Annotated in this window: 23 protein-coding genes, 1 tRNA gene and 2 pseudogenes; 15 read left to right on the top strand and 11 right to left on the bottom strand. The window is 50.8% G+C overall.

Annotated features, from left to right (window positions below; genetic code table 11):
* The first annotated feature begins 6 nt into the window (after positions 1 to 6).
* Positions 7 to 585: a D-sedoheptulose 7-phosphate isomerase gene (gene lpcA, locus WB371_RS16405; RefSeq protein ID WP_336221103.1), complete on the top strand. Its 579-nt coding sequence runs from the start codon at positions 7 to 9 to the stop codon at positions 583 to 585.
* A 44-nt stretch (positions 586 to 629) separates the two neighbouring features.
* The gene (locus WB371_RS16400; RefSeq protein WP_336221102.1) at positions 630 to 1,397 is read left to right on the top strand and encodes a class II glutamine amidotransferase; all 768 of its coding nucleotides are present in this window, start codon (positions 630 to 632) and stop codon (positions 1,395 to 1,397) included.
* Here the strand turns inward: WB371_RS16400 and dpaA are convergent.
* Positions 1,368 to 2,108, bottom strand: a complete 741-nt coding sequence (gene dpaA, locus WB371_RS16395; protein WP_336221101.1) for a peptidoglycan meso-diaminopimelic acid protein amidase — start codon at positions 2,106 to 2,108, stop codon at positions 1,368 to 1,370. The genes WB371_RS16400 and dpaA overlap by 30 nt on opposite strands.
* Before the next feature lie 264 nt (positions 2,109 to 2,372).
* Here dpaA and dinB point away from each other — a divergent pair, with 264 nt between their 5' ends.
* Positions 2,373 to 3,431: a DNA polymerase IV gene (dinB, locus tag WB371_RS16390; RefSeq protein WP_336221100.1), complete on the top strand. Its 1,059-nt coding sequence runs from the start codon at positions 2,373 to 2,375 to the stop codon at positions 3,429 to 3,431.
* A gap of 6 nt (positions 3,432 to 3,437) precedes the next feature.
* On the opposite strand, the pseudogene WB371_RS23860 reads toward dinB, so the two are convergent.
* Positions 3,438 to 3,524, bottom strand: a pseudogene (locus WB371_RS23860) (hypothetical protein); the annotation flags it as partial.
* Positions 3,525 to 3,531: 7 nt separating this feature from the next.
* On the bottom strand, positions 3,532 to 4,989 hold the full coding sequence (gene pepD, locus WB371_RS16385; RefSeq protein WP_336221099.1) for a cytosol nonspecific dipeptidase: 1,458 nt from the start codon (positions 4,987 to 4,989) through the stop codon (positions 3,532 to 3,534).
* Between the two features lie 257 nt (positions 4,990 to 5,246).
* Between pepD and gpt the strand changes: the two genes are divergently transcribed.
* From gpt to crl, 3 genes are all read left to right on the top strand, one after another.
* Positions 5,247 to 5,705, top strand: a complete 459-nt coding sequence (gene gpt / locus WB371_RS16380; protein WP_061076518.1) for a xanthine phosphoribosyltransferase — start codon at positions 5,247 to 5,249, stop codon at positions 5,703 to 5,705.
* A 99-nt stretch (positions 5,706 to 5,804) separates the two neighbouring features.
* Entirely contained in the window at positions 5,805 to 7,049 is a 1,245-nt protein-coding gene (gene frsA / locus WB371_RS16375) for an esterase FrsA (RefSeq protein ID WP_336221098.1), read from the top strand.
* Positions 7,050 to 7,106: 57 nt separating this feature from the next.
* Entirely contained in the window at positions 7,107 to 7,508 is a 402-nt protein-coding gene (gene crl / locus WB371_RS16370) for a sigma factor-binding protein Crl (RefSeq protein WP_336221097.1), read from the top strand.
* A gap of 158 nt (positions 7,509 to 7,666) precedes the next feature.
* On the opposite strand, the gene phoE is transcribed toward crl, so the two are convergent.
* Positions 7,667 to 8,719 (bottom strand): phosphoporin PhoE, encoded by a 1,053-nt coding sequence (phoE, locus tag WB371_RS16365; protein ID WP_336221096.1) that lies wholly within the window; start codon positions 8,717 to 8,719, stop codon positions 7,667 to 7,669.
* 287 nt (positions 8,720 to 9,006) lie between these two features.
* On the opposite strand from phoE, the gene proB reads away from it, so the two are divergent.
* From proB to WB371_RS16350, 3 genes are all read left to right on the top strand, one after another.
* On the top strand, positions 9,007 to 10,110 hold the full coding sequence (proB, locus tag WB371_RS16360) for a glutamate 5-kinase (RefSeq protein ID WP_336221095.1): 1,104 nt from the start codon (positions 9,007 to 9,009) through the stop codon (positions 10,108 to 10,110).
* A gap of 11 nt (positions 10,111 to 10,121) precedes the next feature.
* Complete coding sequence (gene proA / locus WB371_RS16355) at positions 10,122 to 11,375, top strand: glutamate-5-semialdehyde dehydrogenase (RefSeq protein WP_336221094.1); 1,254 nt, start codon at positions 10,122 to 10,124, stop codon at positions 11,373 to 11,375.
* 114 nt (positions 11,376 to 11,489) lie between these two features.
* A tRNA-Thr gene (locus WB371_RS16350) sits at positions 11,490 to 11,565 on the top strand.
* Positions 11,566 to 11,855: 290 nt separating this feature from the next.
* Here the strand turns inward: WB371_RS16350 and WB371_RS16345 are convergent.
* From WB371_RS16345 to WB371_RS16335, 3 genes and pseudogenes are all read right to left on the bottom strand, one after another.
* Entirely contained in the window at positions 11,856 to 12,764 is a 909-nt protein-coding gene (locus WB371_RS16345) for a glycosyl hydrolase family 18 protein (protein WP_336221093.1), read from the bottom strand.
* Between the two features lie 351 nt (positions 12,765 to 13,115).
* Entirely contained in the window at positions 13,116 to 13,712 is a 597-nt protein-coding gene (locus tag WB371_RS16340) for a lytic polysaccharide monooxygenase (protein ID WP_336221091.1), read from the bottom strand.
* Positions 13,713 to 13,972: 260 nt separating this feature from the next.
* A pseudogene (locus WB371_RS16335) lies at positions 13,973 to 14,258 on the bottom strand (transposase); the annotation flags it as partial.
* Between the two features lie 299 nt (positions 14,259 to 14,557).
* Between WB371_RS16335 and arsR the strand changes: the two are divergent.
* The 5 genes from arsR to arsC are packed head-to-tail and all read left to right on the top strand — an operon-like array spanning position 14,558 to position 18,859.
* On the top strand, positions 14,558 to 14,908 hold the full coding sequence (arsR, locus tag WB371_RS16330) for an As(III)-sensing metalloregulatory transcriptional repressor ArsR (RefSeq protein ID WP_336221090.1): 351 nt from the start codon (positions 14,558 to 14,560) through the stop codon (positions 14,906 to 14,908).
* 45 nt (positions 14,909 to 14,953) lie between these two features.
* A complete protein-coding gene (gene arsD / locus WB371_RS16325) occupies positions 14,954 to 15,316 on the top strand; it encodes an arsenite efflux transporter metallochaperone ArsD (RefSeq protein ID WP_336221089.1) in 363 nt (120 codons plus the stop codon).
* Between the two features lie 17 nt (positions 15,317 to 15,333).
* Positions 15,334 to 17,085, top strand: a complete 1,752-nt coding sequence (gene arsA, locus WB371_RS16320; protein ID WP_336221088.1) for an arsenical pump-driving ATPase — start codon at positions 15,334 to 15,336, stop codon at positions 17,083 to 17,085.
* 46 nt (positions 17,086 to 17,131) lie between these two features.
* Positions 17,132 to 18,421, top strand: coding sequence for an arsenite efflux transporter membrane subunit ArsB (arsB, locus tag WB371_RS16315; RefSeq protein WP_336221087.1), 1,290 nt, complete (start codon positions 17,132 to 17,134; stop codon positions 18,419 to 18,421).
* A gap of 12 nt (positions 18,422 to 18,433) precedes the next feature.
* Positions 18,434 to 18,859, top strand: a complete 426-nt coding sequence (arsC, locus tag WB371_RS16310) for a glutaredoxin-dependent arsenate reductase (protein WP_336221086.1) — start codon at positions 18,434 to 18,436, stop codon at positions 18,857 to 18,859.
* A gap of 958 nt (positions 18,860 to 19,817) precedes the next feature.
* Here arsC and WB371_RS16305 read toward each other — a convergent pair.
* Positions 19,818 to 19,997 carry a biofilm development regulator YmgB/AriR family protein gene (locus tag WB371_RS16305; protein WP_336221085.1) on the bottom strand — a complete coding sequence of 60 codons (180 nt, stop codon included), beginning with the start codon at positions 19,995 to 19,997 and terminating at the stop codon, positions 19,818 to 19,820.
* Between the two features lie 268 nt (positions 19,998 to 20,265).
* On the bottom strand, positions 20,266 to 21,015 hold the full coding sequence (locus tag WB371_RS16300; RefSeq protein WP_336221084.1) for a class I SAM-dependent methyltransferase: 750 nt from the start codon (positions 21,013 to 21,015) through the stop codon (positions 20,266 to 20,268).
* 299 nt (positions 21,016 to 21,314) lie between these two features.
* Between WB371_RS16300 and WB371_RS16295 the strand changes: the two genes are divergently transcribed.
* Positions 21,315 to 22,349, top strand: a complete 1,035-nt coding sequence (locus WB371_RS16295; protein WP_336221083.1) for a LacI family DNA-binding transcriptional regulator — start codon at positions 21,315 to 21,317, stop codon at positions 22,347 to 22,349.
* 40 nt (positions 22,350 to 22,389) lie between these two features.
* Here the strand turns inward: WB371_RS16295 and WB371_RS16290 are convergent, their stop codons facing one another.
* Together WB371_RS16290 and WB371_RS16285 are read right to left on the bottom strand one after the other, a co-directional pair.
* A complete protein-coding gene (locus tag WB371_RS16290) occupies positions 22,390 to 22,809 on the bottom strand; it encodes an RbsD/FucU family protein (protein WP_336221082.1) in 420 nt (139 codons plus the stop codon).
* A 47-nt stretch (positions 22,810 to 22,856) separates the two neighbouring features.
* Positions 22,857 to 23,621, bottom strand: a complete 765-nt coding sequence (locus WB371_RS16285) for an SDR family NAD(P)-dependent oxidoreductase (RefSeq protein ID WP_336221081.1) — start codon at positions 23,619 to 23,621, stop codon at positions 22,857 to 22,859.
* Positions 23,622 to 23,709 lie beyond the last annotated feature (88 nt).

Genomic DNA, 23,709 nt, shown 5'->3' with positions numbered 1-23,709 from the left:
ATCCTCATGTACCAGGATCTTATTCGTAACGAACTGAACGAAGCGGCGGAAACGCTGGCTAATTTTTTAAAAGATGATGCCAATATTCACGCCATTCAGCGCGCGGCGGTCCTGCTGGCAGACAGTTTTAAAGCGGGGGGTAAGGTGCTTTCCTGCGGTAACGGCGGTTCGCATTGCGACGCCATGCATTTTGCAGAAGAGCTGACAGGACGCTATCGCGAAAACCGTCCGGGCTATCCCGCTATTGCCATCTCTGATGTCAGCCATATCTCCTGCGTCAGCAATGATTTCGGCTACGACTACGTCTTTTCTCGTTACGTTGAAGCAGTAGGTCGCGAAGGTGATGTGCTGTTAGGCATTTCGACCTCCGGCAATTCGGCTAATGTCATCAAAGCTATTGCGGCAGCCCGTGAAAAGGGGATGAAAGTCATCACCCTGACCGGTAAAGACGGCGGCAAAATGGCCGGTAGCGCCGATATTGAAATCCGGGTACCGCATTTCGGCTATGCTGACCGTATTCAGGAAATTCATATTAAAGTGATTCATATCCTGATTCAGCTGATCGAAAAGGAAATGGTTAAGTAAGTCTTCGCCGGGGGCTTGTGCCCCCGCAGTTGTGGAGGTGATGTATGTGCGAACTGCTCGGGATGAGCGCCAATGTGCCTACCGATATCTGCTTTAGTTTCACCGGGCTGGTGCAGCGCGGTGGAGGAACCGGGCCGCATAAAGACGGCTGGGGTATTACCTTCTATGAGGGAAAAGGATGTCGCACGTTCAAAGATCCACAACCCAGCTTTAATTCTCCTATCGCCAAACTGGTGCAGGACTATCCCATCAAATCCTGCTCGGTGATCGCTCATATTCGTCAGGCGAATCGGGGGGAGGTGGCGCTGGAAAATACCCATCCCTTCACGCGTGAACTGTGGGGGCGCAACTGGACCTATGCGCACAATGGCCAGCTTTCAGGATACAAATCGCTGGAAACCGGTAATTTTCGCCCGGTCGGTGAAACCGACAGTGAAAAGGCGTTTTGCTGGTTGCTCCATAAACTCACCCAGCGTTATCCGCGCACGCCAGGCAATATGACGGCGGTATTCAGATATATAGCGACGCTGGCTGGTGTATTGCGTGAGAAAGGGGTCTTTAACATGCTGTTGTCGGATGGACGTTATGTGATGGCGTTCTGCTCGACGAATTTGTTCTGGATCACCCGCCGCGCGCCGTTTGGTGTGGCGACGCTGCTTGATCAGGATGTAGAAATCGACTTCAGCGCAGAGACCACACCCAACGATGTGGTCACCGTCATTGCGACACAACCGCTGACAGGAAATGAAACCTGGCAAAAGATTATGCCAGGCGAGTGGGCGTTATTTTGTCTCGGGGAGCGCGTAGTTTGACGCCAGTTGCGGTTGCGCCACTTCATGGCTCAACGGCTTGCTGACGACATAGCGGCCATCGACAACAGATACCGTCGGTGGCTTGCGGGTCTGCTCAAAGTAATCGTATCCCGGTTTTAACTGTGACCAGAATTCTTTGTAATACGAGTACTTGTGGCGCTGCATATTGGCATCCGTCATACGGAACGGATAGATGCTGACCTGCACGCTCTGTTGCCCAAAGACCAGCGCGCCGGTGACGAACTGGAAAATCTCATCAATACCGCTGTCGGTCATGGCATAACAGCCAACGGAGACGCAGGCACCGTGAATCATCAGGTATTTCCCTTCGTAACCGTGAGCGCGGTCATAGGCGTTCGGGAAACCAATGTTAATGGCTTTATAAAAACGGCTGTCGGGTTTGAGCTGGCTACGCTGGACGTTATAAAAGCCTTCCGGACTTTTAAAATCACCCTGGCGCTGTTTCGGTCCTAAACCGCCTGAATAATTACAAATCTTGTAGCTGTCCAGAAGCTGATATTGCTCGCCCATCTTGACGTAAAGATCAAGCGCGCGCTCTTCTTTGAAGATCTGAATATAGACAGGCGAGCCCATCAATTGCTGCTTATACTCTTTGCTGACAGGGGTTGTAGCGCTGTTGCTACTCAGCAAACCGGCGAATGACACGCACGGGATCAAAAGCATCGCAATAAACAATGCGATTTTACGCATACTGCTTTTTCCTTGATAAAACGATTACCCACGCCAGAACGGCTAAACCAGGACCCAAAATCGGATAAATCTGGGTTAAGAGCGCTCACATTAACACCACGACAGTTTTTCGCAAGTCTCTCGTCGTGAGTTTACACAGCAGACGAAAACGAATTCGGATGATTCTTTTGTTGCCATTCGCCGAATTTTACTTTAATGCGGGTTTACCGACTTCTCATTGCCAAAAAATACTGTATACTTAAACAGTGTTGCGAGGGGTGAGTGATGCGTAAAATCATACATGTGGATATGGACTGCTTTTTTGCCGCGGTTGAGATGCGCGACAACCCGGCGCTGCGCGATATCCCCATTGCCATTGGCGGTAGCCGTGAGCGCAGAGGGGTCATCAGTACCGCGAACTATCCCGCTCGCAAGTTTGGCGTTCGCAGCGCCATGCCAACCGGAATGGCGCTAAAGCTGTGCCCTCATCTCACGTTGTTACCCGGTCGTTACGACGCCTATAAAGAGGCATCCCGCCAGATTCAGGAAATCTTTTCACGCTACACGTCACTGATTGAACCGCTCTCCCTGGACGAAGCCTATCTGGACGTGACTGACAGTACGCACTGTCATGGCTCCGCGACGCTTATCGCGCAGGAGATCCGCCAGACTATCTATAACGAAGTGCAACTTACCGCGTCGGCAGGAGTGGCGCCAGTGAAGTTTTTGGCCAAAATAGCCTCCGATCTGAATAAACCCAACGGGCAATATGTCATTACGCCTGAAGAAGTACCTGCGTTCCTTAAGGCATTGCCGCTGGGCAAAATTCCCGGCGTCGGTAAAGTCTCAGCGGCAAAACTGGAAAGTATGGGGCTGCAAACCTGCGGTGACGTACAGCAGTTCGATTTGGCAACCTTACTTAAGCGCTTTGGCAAATTTGGTCGCGTGTTATGGGAGCGTTGTCAGGGGATTGACGAGCGGGAGGTGAATAACGAACGCCTGCGCAAATCGGTCGGTGTGGAACGCACGATGGCAGAGGATTTACATCAATGGTCGGAATGTGAGGCGGTTATTGAGCAGTTATATCCTGAGCTTGAGCGACGTCTGGCGAAAGTGAAACCCGACTTACTGATTGCCCGTCAGGGAGTGAAGCTTAAATTTAATGATTTTCAGCAAACCACTCAGGAACACGTCTGGCCGAGGCTCAATAAAGACGATCTGATTTCTACTGCGCGTAAAACATGGGATGAGCGGCGGGGGGGACGAGGCGTGCGGCTGGTGGGCCTGCACGTTACGTTACTCGACCCGCAACTGGAACGGCAGTTATTACTGGGGTTATTTTAGTGATATGCCGGATGGCGGCGTGAGCGCCTTATCCGGCCTACAATGACTTTCCTCTGTAGGCCGGATAAGCGCAGCGCCATCCGGCAATGTACGACATGCTTTACTTCGCCGGAATCGCTTTCAGCAGTTCGGTCAGTAACGTCCAGTAATGGCCGACGCTTTCGATATGAACCTGCTCATCCGGGGAGTGTGGACCGGTAATGGTTGGCCCAATAGAAACCATGTCCATCTCCGGGTACGGTTTCTTAAACAGACCGCACTCCAGACCCGCATGGATAATCTGGATATTCGGCGTTTTGTTGAACAGACGCTGATAGGTTTCACGTACCAGATGCATCACCGGGGAATTCGCATCCGGCTGCCAGCCAGGATAACCGCCTTTCGCTTCGGTTTTCGCCCCCGCCAGTTTACCCAGCGAATCCAGCATGCTGACAACATAGTCTTTACCCGTGTCAATCAGCGAGCGGATCAGACAATGAATTTCGACGTTGTCATCGGTCATGGTGACGACACCCACGTTCAGTGAGGTTTCAACCACGCCTTTTGCCACGTCGGAATTGCGAATCACCCCGTTTGGCGTGGCGTTCAGCAGACGGATAAAGCTGTTGCGAGACTGCGCGGTCAGTGCCGCTTTATCGTTCGCTGCGGACTCCAGCAGAACCACCAGATTCTTCTCTTTTTCCGCCAGTTCATTTTTCAGGATGGCCTGATAGGTGTTCACCAGTCCTTTCAGCATCTCGACTTTGTCCGCCGCGACAGCAACGGTTGCAAAGGCTTCACGTGGAATGGCGTTACGCAAGGTGCCGCCGTTGAAATCGATCAGACGCAGATCCAGTTCATCGGCATGACCGGCCAGAAAACGGACCAGTAATTTGTTGGCGTTGCCGAGGCCGACGTGGATTTCACCACCGGAGTGACCGCCTTTCAGCCCTTTCAGCGTCAGCTTAAAGGTCTGAAAACCCGCCGGAACGGTTTCGCGCGTCAATGGCAGGTTCGACGTGAAGTCGATACCACCAGCGCAACCCATGTAGATCTCACCTTCTTCTTCGGAGTCGGTGTTGATCAAAATATCTGCCTGCAGCCAGTTTGCCTGCAAACCAAAGGCACCATCCATGCCCGCTTCTTCGGTCATGGTAAGCAGAACTTCCAGCGGGCCGTGAACGACGTTGTCGTCCGCCAGAACCGCCAGCGCGGAAGCCATCCCGATGCCGTTATCCGCCCCCAGCGTTGTGCCACGCGCTTTAACCCATTCGCCGTCAATATAAGGTTGAATGGGATCTTTAGTGAAGTCGTGGACGGTGTCGTTATTTTTCTGCGGCACCATGTCCAGGTGCGCCTGCAGGACAACCGGTTTACGGTTTTCCATCCCGGCAGTGGCGGGTTTACGAATCAGGATGTTACCGACCTGGTCGCGCTCGACGTGGAAACCTTTCTCTTTAGCCCAGCCGACGATGTGTTCCGCGAGTTGTTCTTCATGATAGGACGGATGAGGAATAGAACAGATTTTTGCAAAGATATCCCACAGCGGTTGCGGCGAGAGTTGAGACAGTTCTGACACGATAAGTCTCCTTTAAATGCACTGCAAACAAGCTTGCAGGTCACAGGGTTAGCAGGTTAGTTATTACCACAAGTCTGGCTTGCGAGATGCGGTTGAGAATACCACTTTCTTTGCCAGGTGCGAGTATAAAGCATGGAAAAAGAGGGGGGATGCCGTGAAACACTGGTTTTTGGTGCCTCAGATCTCTATAATCTCGCGCAATCTGGTTCACCCTCAATTTTTAATAAGCCGTAGATACACAGGCTGGGACACTTCACATGAGCGAAAAATACGTCGTCACCTGGGACATGTTGCAGATTCACGCACGCAAACTGGCAAATCGCCTGATGCCTTCAGAACAGTGGAAAGGCATTATTGCCGTTAGCCGTGGTGGTCTGGTGCCGGGCGCATTACTGGCACGTGAGCTGGGCATTCGTCATGTCGATACCGTGTGCATTTCCAGCTACGATCACGACAACCAGCGTGAGCTGAAAATTCTCAAGCGCGCAGAAGGCGACGGTGAAGGTTTTATCGTCATTGACGATCTGGTGGATACCGGCGGTACTGCCGTGGCTATTCGTGATATGTATCCAAAGGCGCACTTTGTCACTATTTTCGCGAAACCGGCGGGCCGCCCGTTAGTCGATGATTATGTGATTGATATCCCACAGGATACCTGGATTGAGCAGCCGTGGGACATGGGCGTGACCTTCGTTCCGCCGATTTCCGGTCGCTAACCTCTGTACTTTTCAACGCCTGGCACTGCCGGGCGTTGTTTTATTTAGCTTGTGACAGGTTACAATACGCCTCAGTAAGTATTTTTGGAGGCTGCAAGAATGACACAGGCTAACCTCAGCGAAATCCTGTTCAAACCGCGTTTTAAACACCCCGAAACGTCCACGCTTGTCCGCCGTTTTAATGCCGGGACGCAGCCGCCTGTGCAGTCAACGTTGGATGGCAAGACTATCCCTCACTGGTATCGCATGATTAATCGCCTGATGTGGATCTGGCGCGGAGTCGATCCGCGTGAAATCCTTGAGGTTCAGGCACGTATTGTCATGAGTGATGCCGAGCGCACCGACGCGGAATTATACGATACGGTGATTGGCTATCGCGGTGGCAACTGGATCTTTGAATGGTCAAAACAGGCGATGGAATGGCAACAAAAAGCCTGTCAGGAAGCGGATCCTGAGCGCAGTGGTCGCCACTGGCTTCATGCTTCCACGCTATATAACATTGCCGCTTATCCGCATCTCAAAGGCGACGATCTCGCGGAACAGGCGCAGGCGCTGGCCAACCGCGCTTATGAAGAGGCCGCTCAGCGATTGCCGGGTTCGTTGCGCGAAATGGAGTTCACTGTGCCCGGCGGTTCTCCTGTCACTGGTTTTTTACATATGCCGAAAGGTGACGGTCCGTTCCCGACGGTGCTGATGTGTGGCGGTCTGGATGCCATGCAAACTGACTATTACACCCTGTTTGAACGTTATTTTGCGCCACGTGGTATGGCGATGCTCACGCTGGATATGCCTTCGGTCGGTTTTTCTTCAAAGTGGAAACTCACTCAGGATTCCAGCCTGCTGCACCAGCATGTGCTGAAAGCACTGCCAGATGTGCCGTGGGTGGATCATACCCGCGTAGCGGCGTTCGGTTTCCGTTTTGGCGCAAACGTGGCGGTACGCCTGGCCTATCTGGAATCGCCACGACTGAAAGCGGTGGCCTGTCTGGGGCCGGTTGTGCATGCGTTGCTGAACGATCCTTTGCGTCAGGGGGCGGTACCGGAAATGTATCTTGACGTTCTGGCGAGCCGGCTGGGGATGCACGATGCGTCCGATGAAGCCCTACGCGTCGAGCTGAATCGCTATTCGCTGAAGGTGCAGGGGCTGTTAGGCCGACGTTGCCCAACGCCAATGCTTTCGGGCTTCTGGAAGAATGATCCTTTTAGCCCGGAAGAAGAGTCCCGCTTAATCACGTCATCCTCTTCTGACGGCAAACTGCTGGAGATCCCGTTCAACCCGGTGTATCGCAATTTTGACAACGCGTTACAGGAAATCACCCGCTGGATTGAAAAGAGATTGTGTTAATGATTTGATAAATTCTACTGTTTTGGTAAAACAGTTGCTTCACAACAGGAGATCGCAATGACGTTACCGAGTGGACACCCGAAGAGCAGATTGATCAAAAAATTTACCGCGCTAGGCCCCTATATCCGGGAAGGGAAGTGCGAAGATAATCGATTCTTTTTCGATTGCCTGGCAGTTTGCGTCAATGTGAAGCCTGCGCCTGAACTGCGTGAATTCTGGGGCTGGTGGATGGAACTGGAAGCGCAGGAAAAGCGTTTTACCTATAGCTATAAATTTGGTCTGTTCGACAAAGCGGGAGACTGGAAAGAGGTTCCGATCAAAGAAGCTGAAGTGGTTGAGCGGCTGGAATATACCCTGCGAGAGTTTCATGAGAAGCTGCGTGAGTTGTTAAATACGCTGCATTTATCACTGGAACCCGCGGACGATTTCCGGGATGAGCCGGTGAAATTATCGGCGTAATCAAAAATGCCGGATTCATCATCCGGCCTGGAAAGATGGTATAACGTATTGATTCTTTTGTAGGCCGGATAAGGTGTCAGCCGCTATCCGGCATTTTTGTTTTATCAGCTTCAGACAGGCTATGGCGCCAGAGTGTGCTCTCCGGCACATAAACCGCATCAGAACTGATAGGTCATACCCAGCGCGACGATGTCATCGCTGCTGACGCCCAGTTTGTTGTTGTCATCAATCTGGTTGATTTTATAATCCACAAACGCTGACATGTTTTTGTTGAAATAATACGTCGCGCCGACATCGATATATTTCACGATATCTTCGTCACCGATACCTTCAATATCTTTGCCTTTAGACTGTACATAACCAATGGACGGACGCAGCCCAAAATCAAACTGGTATTGCGCGACGGCTTCGAAGTTTTGTGCTTTATTGGCAAAACCACCGGAAATTGGCGCCATGTTGCGCGTTTCAGAATAGATGGTCGCCAGATAGATATCGTTACCGTCATATTTCAGACCGGTTCCCCAGCCTTCCGCATTCTGGCCGTGACCGCGCACCAGCAGGTTCTGATCGTTGGTACGATCAGAGTTAGCGTAGGCGCCGATGATGGCGAAGTCGCTCCCGCCAAAGTCATAGCTCAGTGACGTCCCGAAACCGTCGCCATTCTGTTTCTTCACGTCACGGTTTTCATTTTTGCCCTGATATTGCAGGGTCATGTTCAGGCCATCAATCATCCCGAAGAAGTCGGTGTTGCGATAGGTCGCCAGGCCGCTGGCGCGTTTGGTCATAAAGTTGTCCGTCTGCGCCAGACCGTCACCGCCGAATTCCGGGAACATATCTGTCCAGGCGGCAACGTCATACAGTGCGCCCAGGTTACGACCGTAATCGAAAGAACCAATATCTTTCAGCTTGATACCGGCAAAGGCCAGACGTGTTTTTTGACCGCTTTCGCTCTCGGTTTTGTTGCCTGCAAATTCCGCTTCCCAACGACCATAACCAGTCAGTTGATCATTGATTTGCGTCTCGCCTTTAAAACCAAAACGGACATAAGTCTGGTCGCCATCTTTTGCATCATCATCACTGAAATAGTGCATTGCTTTCACTTTGCCATACACATCCAGTTTATTGCCGTTCTTGTTAAACACTTCCGCTGCCTGCACGGATGCCGATGCCATAATACCCATCACCACTAATGCCAGAGTGCTCTTTTTCATTTTCAGTCCTGATTTAACGTACGCGCTACTATTTATTGGGTGTGATCCCCGTTAAAAGACAGGAGGGTTTTATCGTTCTGTGGTGAAAGTTTTATGACAAAGTAAGAATAATTTTAAAAAGATATGTTTTTTTATTGCGGTAATCAAAACGTCAAAAATTGCCGCTACGCTTGCTGATCCAGCACAATAAAATTCCATGCTTTGTGCGCTGCTTGTTGGCAACCGCGGCCAGTCCTGTTAAAACGTTCGTTTACTATCATTTTCCCTATTTTGAACGGCAGAGAATCATGAGTGACAGCCAGACGCTGGTGGTAAAACTCGGCACCAGCGTGCTAACGGGCGGATCGCGCCGCCTGAACCGTGCCCATATTGTAGAACTCGTTCGTCAGTGCGCGCAGCTTCATGCCGCTGGACATCGTATTGTGATCGTCACTTCCGGCGCGATTGCCGCCGGTCGCGAGCACCTGGGATATCCGGAGCTGCCGGCAACCATCGCCACCAAACAACTGTTAGCGGCGGTAGGGCAAAGCCGACTGATTCAATTGTGGGAACAACTGTTTTCGATTTACGGTATCCACATTGGACAGATGCTGCTAACGCGTGCGGATATGGAAGACAGAGAACGCTTCCTGAATGCGCGCGATACGCTGCGCGCGCTGCTGGACAACAATATCGTGCCAGTAATCAACGAGAATGACGCGGTGGCCACAGCGGAAATTAAAGTGGGGGATAACGACAATCTCTCTGCGCTGGCGGCGATCCTTGCCGGTGCTGACAAACTGCTGCTGCTGACCGATCAGCAAGGGTTGTTTACTGCCGATCCGCGAACCGATCCACAGGCTGAGCTGATTAAAGATGTCTATGGCATTGATGACGCGCTGCGTTCTATTGCCGGTGATAGCGTGTCTGGTCTGGGAACTGGGGGAATGGGCACCAAGCTACAGGCTGCTGACGTCGCCTGTCGCGCTGGTATCGACACCATCATTGCCGCAGGCAGCAAGTCTGGCGTGATTGGCGATGTGATGGAAGGCATTTCCGTTGGCACACGTTTCCACGCTCAGGCCTCTCCGCTTGAAAACCGTAAACGCTGGATCTTCGGCGCGCCGCCTGCCGGAGAGATCACCGTGGATGAAGGGGCGACGGCCGCTATTCTGGAACGCGGTAGCTCGTTGCTTCCGAAAGGGATTAAAAGCGTGACAGGCAACTTCTCTCGTGGTGAAGTTATCCGTATCTGTAATCTGGAAGGGCGCGATATCGCCCACGGAGTGAGCCGCTACAACAGTGATGCGCTGCGCCGAATCGCCGGACACCACTCTCAGCAGATTGACGCTATCCTGGGCTATGAATATGGCCCGGTCGCCGTTCATCGTGATGACATGATTACCCGTTAAGGAGCAGATAAATGCTGGAACAAATGGGCATTGCTGCCAAAGCGGCGTCGTACAAACTGGCGCTGCTCTCTAGTCGCGAAAAAAATCGCGTACTGGAAAAAATAGCTGATGAACTGGAAGCGCAAACGGAAACTATCCTGAGCGCGAATGCGCAGGACGTGACCGAAGCGCGCGCGAATGGTCTGAGTGAGGCGATGCTTGACCGTCTGGCGCTCACCCCTGTGCGTTTGAAAGCGATTGCCGATGACGTCCGCCAGGTGTGTAACCTGGCCGATCCGGTCGGTCAGGTGATAGACGGCGGTCTGCTGGACAGCGGTCTTCGGCTGGAACGCCGTCGTGTGCCGCTGGGCGTGATTGGCGTGATTTATGAGGCGCGGCCAAACGTCACCGTAGATGTCGCCTCGCTATGTCTGAAAACCGGCAATGCAGCGATTCTGCGTGGCGGTAAAGAGACGTATCGCACCAATGCTGCCACCGTACGCGTGATCCAGCAGGCGCTTACCGCCTGCGGTTTACCTGAAGCCGCCGTTCAGGCGATTGAAAGCCCGGACCGTGCGCTGGTCAACGAGATGCTGCGCATGGATAAATACATCGACATGTTGATCCCACGCGGTGGTGCGGGCTTGCATAAGCTGTGCCGCGAGCAGTCCACCATTCCGGTGATCACTGGTGGAATTGGTGTTTGCCATATTTTTGTCGATGACAGTGCAGAAATCGCGCCAGCACTGAAGATTATCGTCAATGCGAAAACCCAGCGCCCGAGCACCTGCAACACGGTTGAAACGCTGTTGGTACATCAGGGCATTGCCGGACGTTTTCTGCCTGCGCTGAGTCAGCAGATGGCGCAGAGCGGTGTGACGTTGCATGCGGATGAGAAAGCGCTTGCCATGTTGAGTTCCGGTCCGGCGAAGGCGGTAGCGGTTAAGGCGGAAGAATTTGACGATGAATTCCTGTCGCTGGATTTGAACGTCAAACTCGTTGCTGACCTGGATGACGCCATCGCGCATATTCGCGAACATGGCACCCAACACTCTGACGCTATCCTGACGCGCACAATGCACAACGCAAACCGTTTTGTGAACGAAGTGGATTCTTCCGCGGTGTACGTCAACGCCTCTACCCGCTTTACAGATGGGGGGCAGTTTGGTCTCGGAGCGGAAGTGGCGGTCAGCACGCAGAAGTTACATGCGCGCGGTCCGATGGGGCTGGAAGCGCTGACCACCTACAAGTGGATCGGCTTTGGCGATGACACCATTCGTGCCTAATTGAATCCGGGTGATGCAAAATCAGCCATTTGATTCGCAAGGCTATTGACGCATCACTCGGTTAGTTTTAACCTTCTACCCCGTGTTCGCACCCGTGAACATGTCCTTTTCAGGGCCGATATAGCTCAGTTGGTAGAGCAGCGCATTCGTAATGCGAAGGTCGTAGGTTCGACTCCTATTATCGGCACCATTTCAATCAATAAATTTCAGAAGCCTCTCTTATAGAATTTTTCTGTTTTTCCTCTCGCGCATTCACTGGCGTACTTGTTTAGCATGGTATAGCTCTCAGTGAGACGTCAGCCCGTTTTGATTCCAGGATGATTGGTCATCGTTGTGAAGGTGAAATGTGTTCAGTTAATGAACAGCGGTTTATGCAGATGGGAGCTTATAACAGCCCTCTTGGTTGACAAACTGTCGCAATGTGGTGATTAGCAATACGTTGCCTTGCCCGCTGAAGTTTCCTCAGCGGGCTTATCAGTGTTAAGAAGCCAGGCCATCAACAAAACGCTGACAGTATTCTCCTGGGAATCTCTGCGCAGGATTGCTGCTGGTGGTCAGGTCCACATAGGTGTAGGACGACGGGTTGTCACGGTTGAAAGACCAAATCGCCAGGAACGAGAGTGAGTGCTGACTGGCAAAGGTCGCAAGCGCGGTGGAATCCTGGAGCCTGAACATACTCAAATCGTCATTCATGCCAATCATTGGGGTAATGGCAACTTTGCTGTAGCCGCCAGGAATGGACAGGTTTTCAAGCTGCCTGCAAATGCTGGTCGCCGCATCGGTCGCCGCTTTGCCCATATTCGCTGACACCAGCGGGTCATAATAATCCATTGCCATGCCGTTAATGGTAAAGTTCAGACCCGCGTCACGAACCTTCTGCACGATGCCCAGACCGGTGGAGGTGAGTCCAGTCGGCATGGTTGGCAGAGTGAAAGAAAGCCGAACCTTCGGATTGTCTTTCTGAATGATTTTTAGAGCGTTGCAAATTTTGACTATGTCATAAAGACCGTTCTCAAGGTCAAAATCCAGACCAGCAGCGTGGTAGTCGGTAATCACTTGCTGATAGGTAGAAACAAGCTCTGCCACGCTAAACACACTGGAAATATCCGAATTGGCAGCGCCGCCAAATGAAACGATGACGTCGAGATTTGCGGCATTTAAATCATTTGCCAGCGGGAGCGCCCAGTTCAGCGGCATGGCATCCTGCGCGGCCCAACAGGCTTTGCGGGAAGCGGACAGCGTAACAAAGCCAAAGATCAGGCCACTAACATTCCAGTTAATGGCTTCCTGTGAATAAAGTGGATTAGGACGTCCATCGGGATAATTCTGCCAGTCGGACCACTCGGCATTAACAGTCACGTCGATAAACGGAGTAAATAATGTTTTCATTATTAGGACCCTTATTTATTATGAAGGGAGTGATTTCCCTTCAACGAAATTATTACGCTATTTAACGACAGGGATTGTGCATAATCAGGTTGAGATTTGCCTTATTTTTAGCTCCTCTGTTATGGTGCTAACTTAAAGGATGCACAGCTGGATGAATCGTTTTCTCTGTATCCTTACCCGATGGCAAAATAATTCATTATAATTTCCTGGAATTAATGCGGCTATAATAAAAACATCATGGCATAGACTCAATAGAGTCTGGTGCCATGACGTAATAGTAAGAATGTAAAAGAAAATATAAATGTTCCAGGTGGCATCTAAGTTGTTACAGAGGCCCCAAACAATACTCTCTTAATTAATATTAACGTCAATTGCCTGATAGAACGCGTTGCTGGTATCCGCTATGCTCCATACGCCTAGTATCACATGGTATCCTTTCCGGTCTGCAGGGATGGTACAACTGTGGGTGACTTTTGACGGCGGTGTAATATTGTTCCCGTCATAATGGCAGAATGGCACCAGTTCAAAGTCTTTTCTTGTCAGTGGGTTAGCATTATCCCAACCGGTCTTAGTGATGTAGTAATCCCAGCTTTCACTTTTATGTGATGCGGTTAATGTCCATTCAAATTTTATGTCTCCGGCGCTTTGTTTAACTTTTACCCAGCGATCTGGCGTTTGTACATCTAAAGGATGGAATTTCTCATTTTGCCCGCTGGCAATAAAGCCGTCTGCTGGTCCTCCTTCGGGAAATCCTTTTGGTCCCTCTACGGACTGCGGTTCATACATGCCTGAACCACAATCTGTATTACGACCAAGGTTGCATTCATAAATACGGCTGGGTGGGGAGGAAATATAGCCGTGGGCATAAACTCCGGTTGTAACACATCCGGAAACAGCAGCAATCAGACTCGCTAAAAGCGATATTTTATTGGCTAATGAAGATTTCATAATGCTAATCCTGTGTAGAATTGATATGGAAATAATGTGCAGCTTTGCCGGGCATGATTGGCAGACAATTCATGCAGCGTATTAAATACATTTTGAGTGGGTTGGTATATTTATTTGACCATTTTATTTCATTCCTCCATTTTTTAGGAATAAATGGATTGTATGCCATAGCTAATTTAACAATGGATAAAATGGAATATCCAAATGACCTTTTTAAGGAAATTGTTAATATTCAGGAAAAGATGTACTGCTGCGATGTTTTCCGGAGCGGAACAAAGGCTGACAACCGTGTGGCTGTCATTCAGTCTGGTAGCTGCCGTGAACCGTTCAGTGAGTCGGACATCAAGAGCATGGTGGCCTTTTCAATACCGAATCTTGCACCTCAAGACGGCGAACCTGTTTTTTTCCAGCTCACGGATACGTTGTGGTAGAACCGACATCCATCGCCTCACTGGCTTGTTGATATGAGTAGCCCTTATCAACAATCAACTATGCACATTCCAGCCTGAACTCAGGTGTGAAAGTACGTTTGGTTTTCTTGTTCATTAAGTCACCTGTTTTGTGGTGAGGTGAGAATATAACCTTTGATCAGGTGGCCAAATTTGCTGTGCCACTACACTGAAACTTCCACTGTCCCGGGTTTACTTTGTACGGCGCGATAGGTTGTTTGCTGGTTTGTCTGGATAAGTTGACCATGCGGAGTCACGTAACGACAGATTTTTTACGGGAGACCTATTCGTTGATTTGGTGAAAAGAAAAGCCTACTATGATTATAAATATATGCTTTTCCATATTCATTGTTTCTGTTCTTTAAGTAACACAATTTCAAGGCGTTGTTCAATTTAATGAAAATTATCGCATTACAGCTCTTCAAAAACCTCTCCGATGAAACCCGTCTGGGTATCGTATTGCTGCTCAGAGAGATGGGAGAGCTTTGCGTGTGCGATCTCTGTACGGCGCTGGATCAGTCTCAACCCAAGATCTCCCGTCATCTGGCGATGCTCCGGGAAAGTGGATTATTGCTGGATCGCAAGCAGGGGAAATGGGTTCATTACCGCTTATCCCCGCATATTCCGTCCTGGGCTGCTCAGGTAATTGAGCAAGCCTGGTTAAGCCAACAGGACGACGTAAAGGCCTTCGCCCGTAAGCTGGCATCAGCCAACTGCTCTGGTAGCGGTAAGGCTGTTTGCAGCTAAAAAATTTACCCGTATATATGATTTTCCAAATGTGAGATATTCAAAATGAAAACGTTAACGGTGTTTGACCCGGCAATGTGCTGCAGTACCGGCGTATGTGGTTCAGATGTCGATCAGGTTCTGGTTGATTTCTCTGCTGATGTGCAGTGGCTGAAAGGACGTGGCGTACAGGTTGAACGCTACAATCTGGCGCAGCAGCCCATGAGCTTCGTTCAGAACGAGAAAGCAAAAGCATTCCTGGATGCTTCTGGAGCAGAAGGGCTTCCGTTGCTGTTGCTGGACGGCGAAACGGTGATGGCTGGTCGATACCCAAAACGTGCTGAGCTGGCTCGCTGGTTCGGTATTCCGCTGGAGAAGGTGGGAGTGGCCCCGAAAAGCTGCTGTGGCGGGAATACTTCCTGTTGCTAAGTATGTCAGGAGGACATATGAAATTCTTACAGAATATCCCGCCTTATCTGTTTTTTACCGGTAAGGGCGGTGTGGGGAAAACGTCCATTTCCTGTGCAACGGCTATCCGCCTGGCAGAGCAGGGCAAGCGTATCCTGCTTGTCAGTACTGACCCGGCCTCTAATGTCGGTCAGGTATTCGATCAGTCTATCGGTAACACTATCCAGAGTGTGGCTGCTGTGCCTGGTCTTTCGGCGCTGGAAATCGATCCACAAGATGCCGCTCAGCAATACCGTGCCAGAATCGTTGACCCTGTTAGAGGTCTTTTGCCTGATGATGTTGTTAACGGTATCAATGAACAGCTTTCGGGGGCATGTACCACGGAGATTGCGGCGTTCGATGAGTTTACCAGTTTGTTGACTGACGCATCTCTGCTGACCCGCTTTGATCACATTATTTTTGATACTGCCCCAACGGGCCACACTATTCGCCTTCTCCAGCTTCCCGGCGCCTGGAGTAGCTTCATTGAGAGTAACCCGGACGGTGCTTCCTGTCTTGGCCCGATGGCTGGGCTTGAAAAGCAACGCGAGCAATATGCTCATGCGGTTGAGGCGTTATCCGATCCTGAACGTACCCGCCTGGTGCTGGTCGCGCGATTGCAAAAATCAACATTGCAGGAAGTCGCCCGCACTCATGACGAGTTATCTGCCATTGGCCTTAAAAATCAGTCTCTGGTCATTAACGGTGTCCTGCCGGCGAGCGAAGCAGAAGGTGATGCACTGGCCGCTGCAATAGGGCAACGAGAGCAAGAGGCGCTGGAAAATCTTCCTGCCGGTTTATCTGCGTTGCCGACAGATAGTTTATACCTTCAGCCGCTGAATATGGTTGGTGTATCCGCATTGAAAGGTTTGCTCAACGAACATTCTGAGTCAGTATCGCTTCCTGAACAGAGTATGCAGAACAAGTCAGAGAATACGTCGCTGTCTGCCATGGTTGATGAACTCGCTCGCAGTGAACACGGTTTAATCATGCTGATGGGCAAAGGTGGCGTAGGTAAAACCACGATGGCTGCGGCCATCGCCGTAAGGCTGGCGGATAAGGGTTTTGATGTCCATCTCACCACCTCAGATCCCGCCGCACATCTCAGTACCACGCTGAACGGTAGTCTGAATAACCTCCAGGTCAGCCGAATCAACCCTCTCGATGAAACCGAACGCTACCGCCAGCATGTCCTTGAAACGAAAGGCAGGGATCTGGATGAGGCCGGGAAACGTCTGCTGGAAGAGGATTTACGTTCTCCCTGTACTGAAGAAATCGCCGTGTTCCAGGCCTTTTCAAGGGTGATCCGTGAAGCGGGTAAGCGGTTTGTTGTCATGGATACCGCTCCTACAGGACACACGCTGTTGCTGCTGGATGCGACCGGAGCTTACCACCGGGAGATTGCCAAAAAAATGGGGAATAAAGGTCATTTTACTACCCCAATGATGCAACTCCAGGACCCGGAACGAACCAAAGTTCTGCTGGTTACGCTTCCTGAAACCACACCGGTGCTGGAAGCGGCAAATTTGCAGTCCGACCTGGAACGCGCAGGAATTCATCCGTGGGGCTGGATTATCAATAACAGCCTTTCCATTGCGGATACGCATTCGCCACTGCTTTGCCAGCGCGCCCTGCAGGAGCTACCTCAGATTGAGGCTGTTAAAAATCAGCACGCTAACCGTATAGCGCTCGTTCCGATACTGGCATCCGAGCCTACTGGTATTGAAAAACTCAGAGAGCTGGCGGTTTGATTTTTTGTATATACAGGGCGGCAAAGTCGCCCTGTCAGGAGGTTGTATGTTACTGGCAGGCGCTATTTTTGTCCTGACCATCGTCCTGGTTATCTGGCAGCCGAAGGGATTAGGGATCGGCTGGAGTGCAATGGTGGGCGCGGGGCTGGCGTTGATTTCTGGTGTTGTGCATGTGGATGATATCCCGGTGGTGTGGAATATCGTCTGGAATGCGACGGCGACCTTTATTGCGGTGATTATTATCAGCCTGCTGCTCGATGAATCCGGCTTTTTCGAATGGGCGGCGCTGCACGTTTCCCGTTGGGGTAATGGTCGTGGGCGTTTATTGTTTACCTGGATAGTCCTGCTCGGCGCAGCGGTGGCGGCACTGTTTGCCAACGATGGTGCGGCACTGATTCTGACGCCAATAGTCATCGCTATGCTACTGGCATTAGGGTTTAGCAAAGGGACAACGCTGGCATTTGTCATGGCCGCCGGGTTTATTGCCGATACAGCCAGCTTGCCGCTGATTGTGTCGAACCTGGTGAATATCGTCTCGGCGGACTTCTTCGGTCTGGGCTTTGCGGAATATGCGTCGATAATGGTTCCGGTTGATATTGCCGCGATTATCGCCACGCTGGTAATGCTGCATCTGTTCTTTCGCAAAGATATTCCGCCGACTTACGATTTGGCTCTCCTGAAAGTACCGGCAAAAGCGATTAACGATCCGGCTACGTTCCGTACCGGCTGGATAGTGTTGATTCTTTTGCTGCTTGGCTTTTTTATTCTTGAGCCGCTGGGCATTCCGGTTAGCGCAATTGCGGCAGTCGGGGCAATCATCCTGTTTGCGGTGGCGAAACGAGGCCATGCCATTAACACCGGTAAAGTGCTGCGTGGGGCACCCTGGCAAATAGTCATTTTCTCGCTGGGGATGTACCTGGTGGTCTACGGTCTGCGCAACGCCGGGCTAACCGAATATCTTTCAGGTGTACTGAATGTACTGGCGGATAAAGGGCTGTGGGTCGCGACGCTGGGTACGGGATTCCTGACCGCAATCCTCTCTTCCATCATGAACAATATGCCTACCGTGCTGGTTGGTGCGCTCTCGATCGATGGCAGTACTGCAACCGGCGTGATCAAAGAGGCGATGATTTACGCCAACGTGATTGGCTGCGATCTGGGGCCGAAAATTACACCAATTGGTAGCCTGGCAACGCTGCTCTGGCTGCATGTCCTTTCACAGAAGAATATGACTATCACCTGGGGATACTATTTTCGCACCGGGATCGTCATGACTCTGCCTGTGCTGTTTGTAACGCTGGCGGCGCTGGCGCTACGTCTCTCTTTCACTTGGTAATGAGATACTGAAATGAGCAATATCACCATTTATCACAACCCGGCCTGCGGCACGTCGCGTAATACGCTGGAGATGATCCGCAACAGCGGTACTGAGCCGACCATTATTCTTTACCTTGAGAACCCGCCTTCACGCGATGAGCTGGTTAAACTCATTGCAGATATGGGGATAACGGCCCGGGCGCTGTTACGTAAAAATGTCGAGCCGTATGAGGATCTGGGGCTTGCCGAAGATAAATTTACCGACGACCAGCTCATCGATTTTATGCTGCAACATCCGATTCTGATTAACCGTCCCATTGTGGTGACGTCATTAGGAACCAAACTGTGCCGTCCCTCTGAAGTCGTTCTGGATATTCTCCCGGATGCGCAGAAAGGGGCTTTCGCAAAGGAAGACGGCGAGAAAGTCGTTGATGATGCTGGTAAACGATTGAAATAAAGAAAAAAGGGGCGAATACCCTCTTGAGACTGCTGACAAACGATGAAATGCCCGATGACGCAGGCTTATCGGGCCTACAAGGTATTGCGATCTTATGCAGGCCGGATAAGGCGCCAGCCGTCATCCGGCAAGACCTGAAATGCCCGATGACGCAGGCTTATCGGGCCTACATGGTATTGCGAGCTTATGCAGGCCGGATAAGGCGCCAGCCGCCATCCGGCAAGACCTGAAATGCCCGATGACGCAGGCTTATCGGCCCTACAAGGTATTGCGATCTTATGCAGGCCGGATAAGGCGTCAGCCGCCATCCGGCAAGACCTGAAATGCCCGATGACGCAGGCTTATCGGGCCTACATGGTATTGCGAGCTTATGCAGGCCGGATAAGGCGTCAGCCGCCATCCGGCAAGACCTGAAATGCCCGATGACGCAGGCTTATCGGGCCTACAAGGTATTGCGATCTTATGCAGGCCGGATAAGGCGTCAGCCGTCATCCGGCAAGACCTGAAATGCCCGATGACGCAGGCTTATCGGGCCTACATGGTATTGCGAGCTTATGTAGGCCGGATAAGGCGCCAGCCGTCATCCGGCAAGACCTCCGCTGGGTTTTTCAATAATCTGAAGGGGCGAATGCCCCCTTATGTCTTACTTCACCATCTCTGCCAGCAGGTTAGCACTTGCTATGATGTCACCACGTTTTCGCTGGATGCAATTTTAAATAAGGACCTCTCTGTCGGTCCGTTTAGCGGATAACGAAGGCAAATGGGATGGTTATATGTTTTCCAGTAACTGGTCTACGCCTTTCTGGTATTTTGTGAACGGTATTTATCTGAACTATCAGGGATATGTTGACTGACAGTTTGCAGTCAACAAGATTGCGGACCAGACGATCCCCGTCAGAAAGACACAAATGTATGAAGCAGCGGTTAGTGATACTATGCATGGAAATACGCGTTCGAATTAGAACCGAATATCCCCAGGCGTATGCAGTACAACAAACTCTAAAGCTTGTCTGTAAATATCTTGCATCAGCACAGTTTCTTCAGATTCGAGTTTCAAAATTAAACCCAGAATTAAATCTTTATGAGTAACAATTATTTTATTTTGGCGAAAAGTGCTAAAAAGAGATTGAATAACCATTGGTTTTATAATGTAATATTTATATGCGTATGATATTTAATGGTTTTAATATTGAATGCAATACTCACCCTAAGATATGCTTCCGGTAACTTGTACAGTAAAATTGTACACTCAGATGCATTGGTGGGCGACATTGCTACCTGTTTTGAATGGGAGTTTTCGGAAAGCGGGCGAAAGCGTTGCGGCATTTACCTGATAGAAGAGAAGGCGAGGCTTCGTTTGACCTGTGACTCTTATGCCATTGCGACCTAAGAGTCATAATAGATCATTATTTTTGTATTTCGATAAGATGACGTGAAGACCAGGCGACAAAAGGCTTACCAGCCCGCATTTGTTCATCAAGTTTTTTAAGTTCAGTATGATATTTTGCCACTGAGAAATCAGGCACCCACCAGACGCATTTTCGCAAAATCCAGATGATTGCACCGACGTCGAAAAATTCCATTCGGCAGCGTACGGACTGAAGATCCACGATTTTTAACCCAGCCGCTTTGGCCTCTTCTGCTTCCACCTCAGGGTCGCGAAGGGTTCTTTCATAGGGCAAAGGCCCGAGAAAGTACTCAATCAGTTCAAATGCAGATGCGGGTCCAACATGTTGAGCGAAATAGTGTCCGCCGGGTTGCAGTAATCGATATATTTCAGCCCAGTCGACTTTAACAGGATGTCGTGAAGTGATGAGTTCGAAAGATTCATCGCGAAAGGGCAGCGTGGACATATCAGAGGTATTAATAATTTTAACACCACGCGGCGATAATAATGCTTCCGCCTTTTTCACATTAGGCAGCCAGGCTTCTGTCGCAAACATTTTGGGTGGAAATTGCGGTGCTTCATTCAACACCTCGCCGCCCCCCGTGTCCAGGTCTAATGCAGAGTTAACTTTAGCCAGGCGCTGCGCCAGTTGTTTTGCATAACCCCACGGTGGTCTTTCTTCAGTTGCTCTTCCCTCCAGCCAGCTAAATCCCCATCCCTGGACGTCAGCATCTTCTGCTTCTTTAATTAATTCATTAAATCCTTTCATATATTATCTTCTTAGGGTATCGCTAATTTAATATTCAGAAGAGATATTATTATATCTTCACCAATAAAAGAATATATCGATGCCGGATGGAGAAGGGGCGCGTAGGTTCAATGCGTGGCCGCGTTCTGGAAACGCTAATCAATCTCCGGCGTACGCCGCCCTTATTTAAGCAAGAAGAATACGTTGACAGCTCGACCTGTAACGTTACACTAAACCGTTGTAGTTCGTTGTTTCTGATCAGATGGCGATGCCAGGTATGAGTGTTTTCCTCCATTCATCGCTTGCCGCAAAGGAGATGTATGGCGAATATTCGTGATGTTGCAAAGCATGCTGGCGTATCCGTTAGCACCGTATCCAATGTGCTCAACGGTCGTACCGATCAAATGCGCGCAGAAACGCTGGCGCGTATCCAGCAGAGCATGCAAACGCTGAATTACTTTCCCAACCGGGTAGCGCAACAGCTCAAGACCGGGCAGGCTAAAATGATTGGTCTGCTGGTGCCGTCTATCGTCAATCCCAGCTTTGCGGCCCTGGCCCGTGAGGTTGATCTGGCCGCCAAAAAACGCCAGTTTCGGGTGCTGATAGGCAATACTTACCGGCAAATTGAAGAAGAAGAAGCCTTCCTCGACGATATGTTTTCTCATGGCGTCCGGGGAATAATCGTTGCCGCCTGTGATATTGAAAAAGCCCATTTTGCCCGCGCGGCAGAGCAGGGCATGGTGATGGTGAACTATGATGGCCGTATGCCGGCGCGTATGCAGTCTGACCCTTTCTCGCCGGACAGCGTGTCGATGGATAACATTGAGGCCGGAAAAATGGCGGCAGAACACCTGATCGCCCGGGGATGCCATCGCCTGGCGTTTGCGACGGTGGAAGGGATGACGCCGAGCCGGGCGCACAAAATTGAGGGTTTTCTCCGGGCAGCGCAAGACCATGCGCTTTATCGTGAAGGGATGATTATTGAAGGTCAGGCTATGGCCGCCTATGGCGATACGGAAATGACGGAGCTAGGGCGGGCGCTGGCGTTAAGGATCAGCCAGCAGCCGACGTTACCAGATGGGATCGTGGCGATCAATGATGCCTTAGGTATCGGACTCATGGCGGGGTTGCATCAGGCAGGGATCCTGGTGCCGCAACAAATTTCTATTGTGGGGATCGACAATATCCCGCTCTCCGGACTGGTATTTCCCGGACTGACCTCCATCATGCCCCCGCTTCGGGAGATGGCAGAGGTGATGGTTGAACGGTTGATTGACAGAACGGAAAATCCGGCCATTGCGCCAGAGGAGTTTCTCTTCCCTCCGTCGCTGGTCTCCCGGCAATCCGTCCGTTAACGGTATGGCTGGAGAAGCACGGCGCGTTCTTCTCGTTTTGTCATACCAGCGTAGGGGCAACGGTCAGCAGAATATTGGCGAAGCGACGCGTTTCACCGGAGGCGATGACCAGAATGGTGTCGGACGATTTAGCCAGTGAATAAAAGGCGTTGCGTTCAACATGTTCAACGTCAATTGCTTCGGAAAGTCTGTCCCGATATTCACGCTCAATCGTATTATCAAATTCTGGCGGGCTTGCCATTAATGTGGCTTTTTCCACATTAATATACCCGAGAATTTTCTCCAGAATAACGACGCTGCTGATGAGCCCCGGGGTAAAATTTAGCCAGATAATCCGGGCTTGCGCAGAGGTATTGGTAAGAAAAGAGTAATTGGCGTCGGTAATTAAGATATTCGCTTTGTGCCCGCACTGTGCCAGTGCCTGTAATAAATCAGGATGAATAATATCTGACTTGATCATATGCCATTCCTTTTGAAAACCGGCGGGCATTATCACCCGCCACGTTTTTATGCCCGGTAAATACCACCGTTGATGTCGATTGTCGCGCCGGAAATGAAACCATCGTATTCAGAGGCGAGGAAGCAGATAGCTCTTGCCACATCTTCCGGCGTGCCCGCTCTTCCCAGCGGAATGGCCTGAATTGTCTGATCGGCAGAGGCTTGCGTCGTGTGCTGATTATGAAAACGTGTTCCCAGAATCAGCCCTGGCGCAACGGCGTTCACGCGGATACCGTGCTCACCGAGTTCTGCGGCGAGCGAGCGTGTCCAGGTCAGTACCGCACCTTTAGTGGTGGAGTACACCAGAGAGCCCGCATGGCCGCCAGAACGGCCGGCAAGCGAGGCCAGATTAACGATGCTTGCGCCATCTGGCGCGCCTTTCAGCCAGGGCAGTGCCTGCTGAGTGACGTTCAGCATTGTCGTCATATTGACATCAATCACCGTGCGCCAGAAGTGAGGCTCAATTTCCCCCAGCCATTTACGGGCGATGATGCCGCCGACGTTATTGATAAGAATATCAATACCTCCGAGGAATTCTGCCGCGTCAGCCACGCAGCGGGCCGCGTCTTCCTCATGAGTTAAATCGGCGAAGCCACAGGCGGCCCGGGTACCTCGTTGTTCGGCAAGGGCCATTAATTCGCGCGGACCTTCTTCACCACTGAAATAATGAATATAAATATCACAACCGGCCTCAATTAATTTTCTCGCGCTCTCTTTACCAATGCCTTGTTCTGCTCCGGTAATAAAGACTTTTTTACCCGTTAATAATCCCATTTCATACTCCTGTTATTCATATTTAAACGGCATCAGGCAATGATATAACTGCATTTTGTCGTTTTTTGTGTGTGGATATCCCTGCCAC

Source organism: Citrobacter amalonaticus (genome assembly GCF_037053465.1).
GTDB classification, from domain to species: domain Bacteria; phylum Pseudomonadota; class Gammaproteobacteria; order Enterobacterales; family Enterobacteriaceae; genus Citrobacter_A; species Citrobacter_A amalonaticus_H.
The sequence above is the reverse complement of the archived record's forward strand: the minus strand, read 5'-3'. Positions and strand labels throughout refer to the sequence as shown.

Bases quoted from the DNA above. Each gene is read 5' to 3' on its own strand.
- lpcA (WP_336221103.1), top strand. From the start codon at position 7: ATGTACCAGGATCTTATTCGTAACGAACTGAACGAAGCGGCGGAAACG.
- WB371_RS16340 (WP_336221091.1), bottom strand. From the start codon at position 13,712: ATGAAATCTTCATTAGCCAATAAAATATCGCTTTTAGCGAGTCTGATT.
- frsA (WP_336221098.1), top strand. From the start codon at position 5,805: ATGACACAGGCTAACCTCAGCGAAATCCTGTTCAAACCGCGTTTTAAA.
- WB371_RS16345 (WP_336221093.1), bottom strand. From the start codon at position 12,764: ATGAAAACATTATTTACTCCGTTTATCGACGTGACTGTTAATGCCGAG.
- WB371_RS16305 (WP_336221085.1), bottom strand. From the start codon at position 19,997: ATGGTTATTCAATCTCTTTTTAGCACTTTTCGCCAAAATAAAATAATT.
- arsB (WP_336221087.1), top strand. From the start codon at position 17,132: ATGTTACTGGCAGGCGCTATTTTTGTCCTGACCATCGTCCTGGTTATC.
- proA (WP_336221094.1), top strand. From the start codon at position 10,122: ATGCTGGAACAAATGGGCATTGCTGCCAAAGCGGCGTCGTACAAACTG.
- gpt (WP_061076518.1), top strand. From the start codon at position 5,247: ATGAGCGAAAAATACGTCGTCACCTGGGACATGTTGCAGATTCACGCA.
- WB371_RS16300 (WP_336221084.1), bottom strand. From the start codon at position 21,015: ATGAAAGGATTTAATGAATTAATTAAAGAAGCAGAAGATGCTGACGTC.
- proB (WP_336221095.1), top strand. From the start codon at position 9,007: ATGAGTGACAGCCAGACGCTGGTGGTAAAACTCGGCACCAGCGTGCTA.
- arsR (WP_336221090.1), top strand. From the start codon at position 14,558: ATGAAAATTATCGCATTACAGCTCTTCAAAAACCTCTCCGATGAAACC.
- WB371_RS16290 (WP_336221082.1), bottom strand. From the start codon at position 22,809: ATGATCAAGTCAGATATTATTCATCCTGATTTATTACAGGCACTGGCA.
- dinB (WP_336221100.1), top strand. From the start codon at position 2,373: ATGCGTAAAATCATACATGTGGATATGGACTGCTTTTTTGCCGCGGTT.
- dpaA (WP_336221101.1), bottom strand. From the start codon at position 2,108: ATGCGTAAAATCGCATTGTTTATTGCGATGCTTTTGATCCCGTGCGTG.
- WB371_RS16285 (WP_336221081.1), bottom strand. From the start codon at position 23,621: ATGGGATTATTAACGGGTAAAAAAGTCTTTATTACCGGAGCAGAACAA.
- crl (WP_336221097.1), top strand. From the start codon at position 7,107: ATGACGTTACCGAGTGGACACCCGAAGAGCAGATTGATCAAAAAATTT.
- arsC (WP_336221086.1), top strand. From the start codon at position 18,434: ATGAGCAATATCACCATTTATCACAACCCGGCCTGCGGCACGTCGCGT.
- arsD (WP_336221089.1), top strand. From the start codon at position 14,954: ATGAAAACGTTAACGGTGTTTGACCCGGCAATGTGCTGCAGTACCGGC.
- phoE (WP_336221096.1), bottom strand. From the start codon at position 8,719: ATGAAAAAGAGCACTCTGGCATTAGTGGTGATGGGTATTATGGCATCG.
- WB371_RS16400 (WP_336221102.1), top strand. From the start codon at position 630: ATGTGCGAACTGCTCGGGATGAGCGCCAATGTGCCTACCGATATCTGC.
- WB371_RS16295 (WP_336221083.1), top strand. From the start codon at position 21,315: ATGGCGAATATTCGTGATGTTGCAAAGCATGCTGGCGTATCCGTTAGC.
- arsA (WP_336221088.1), top strand. From the start codon at position 15,334: ATGAAATTCTTACAGAATATCCCGCCTTATCTGTTTTTTACCGGTAAG.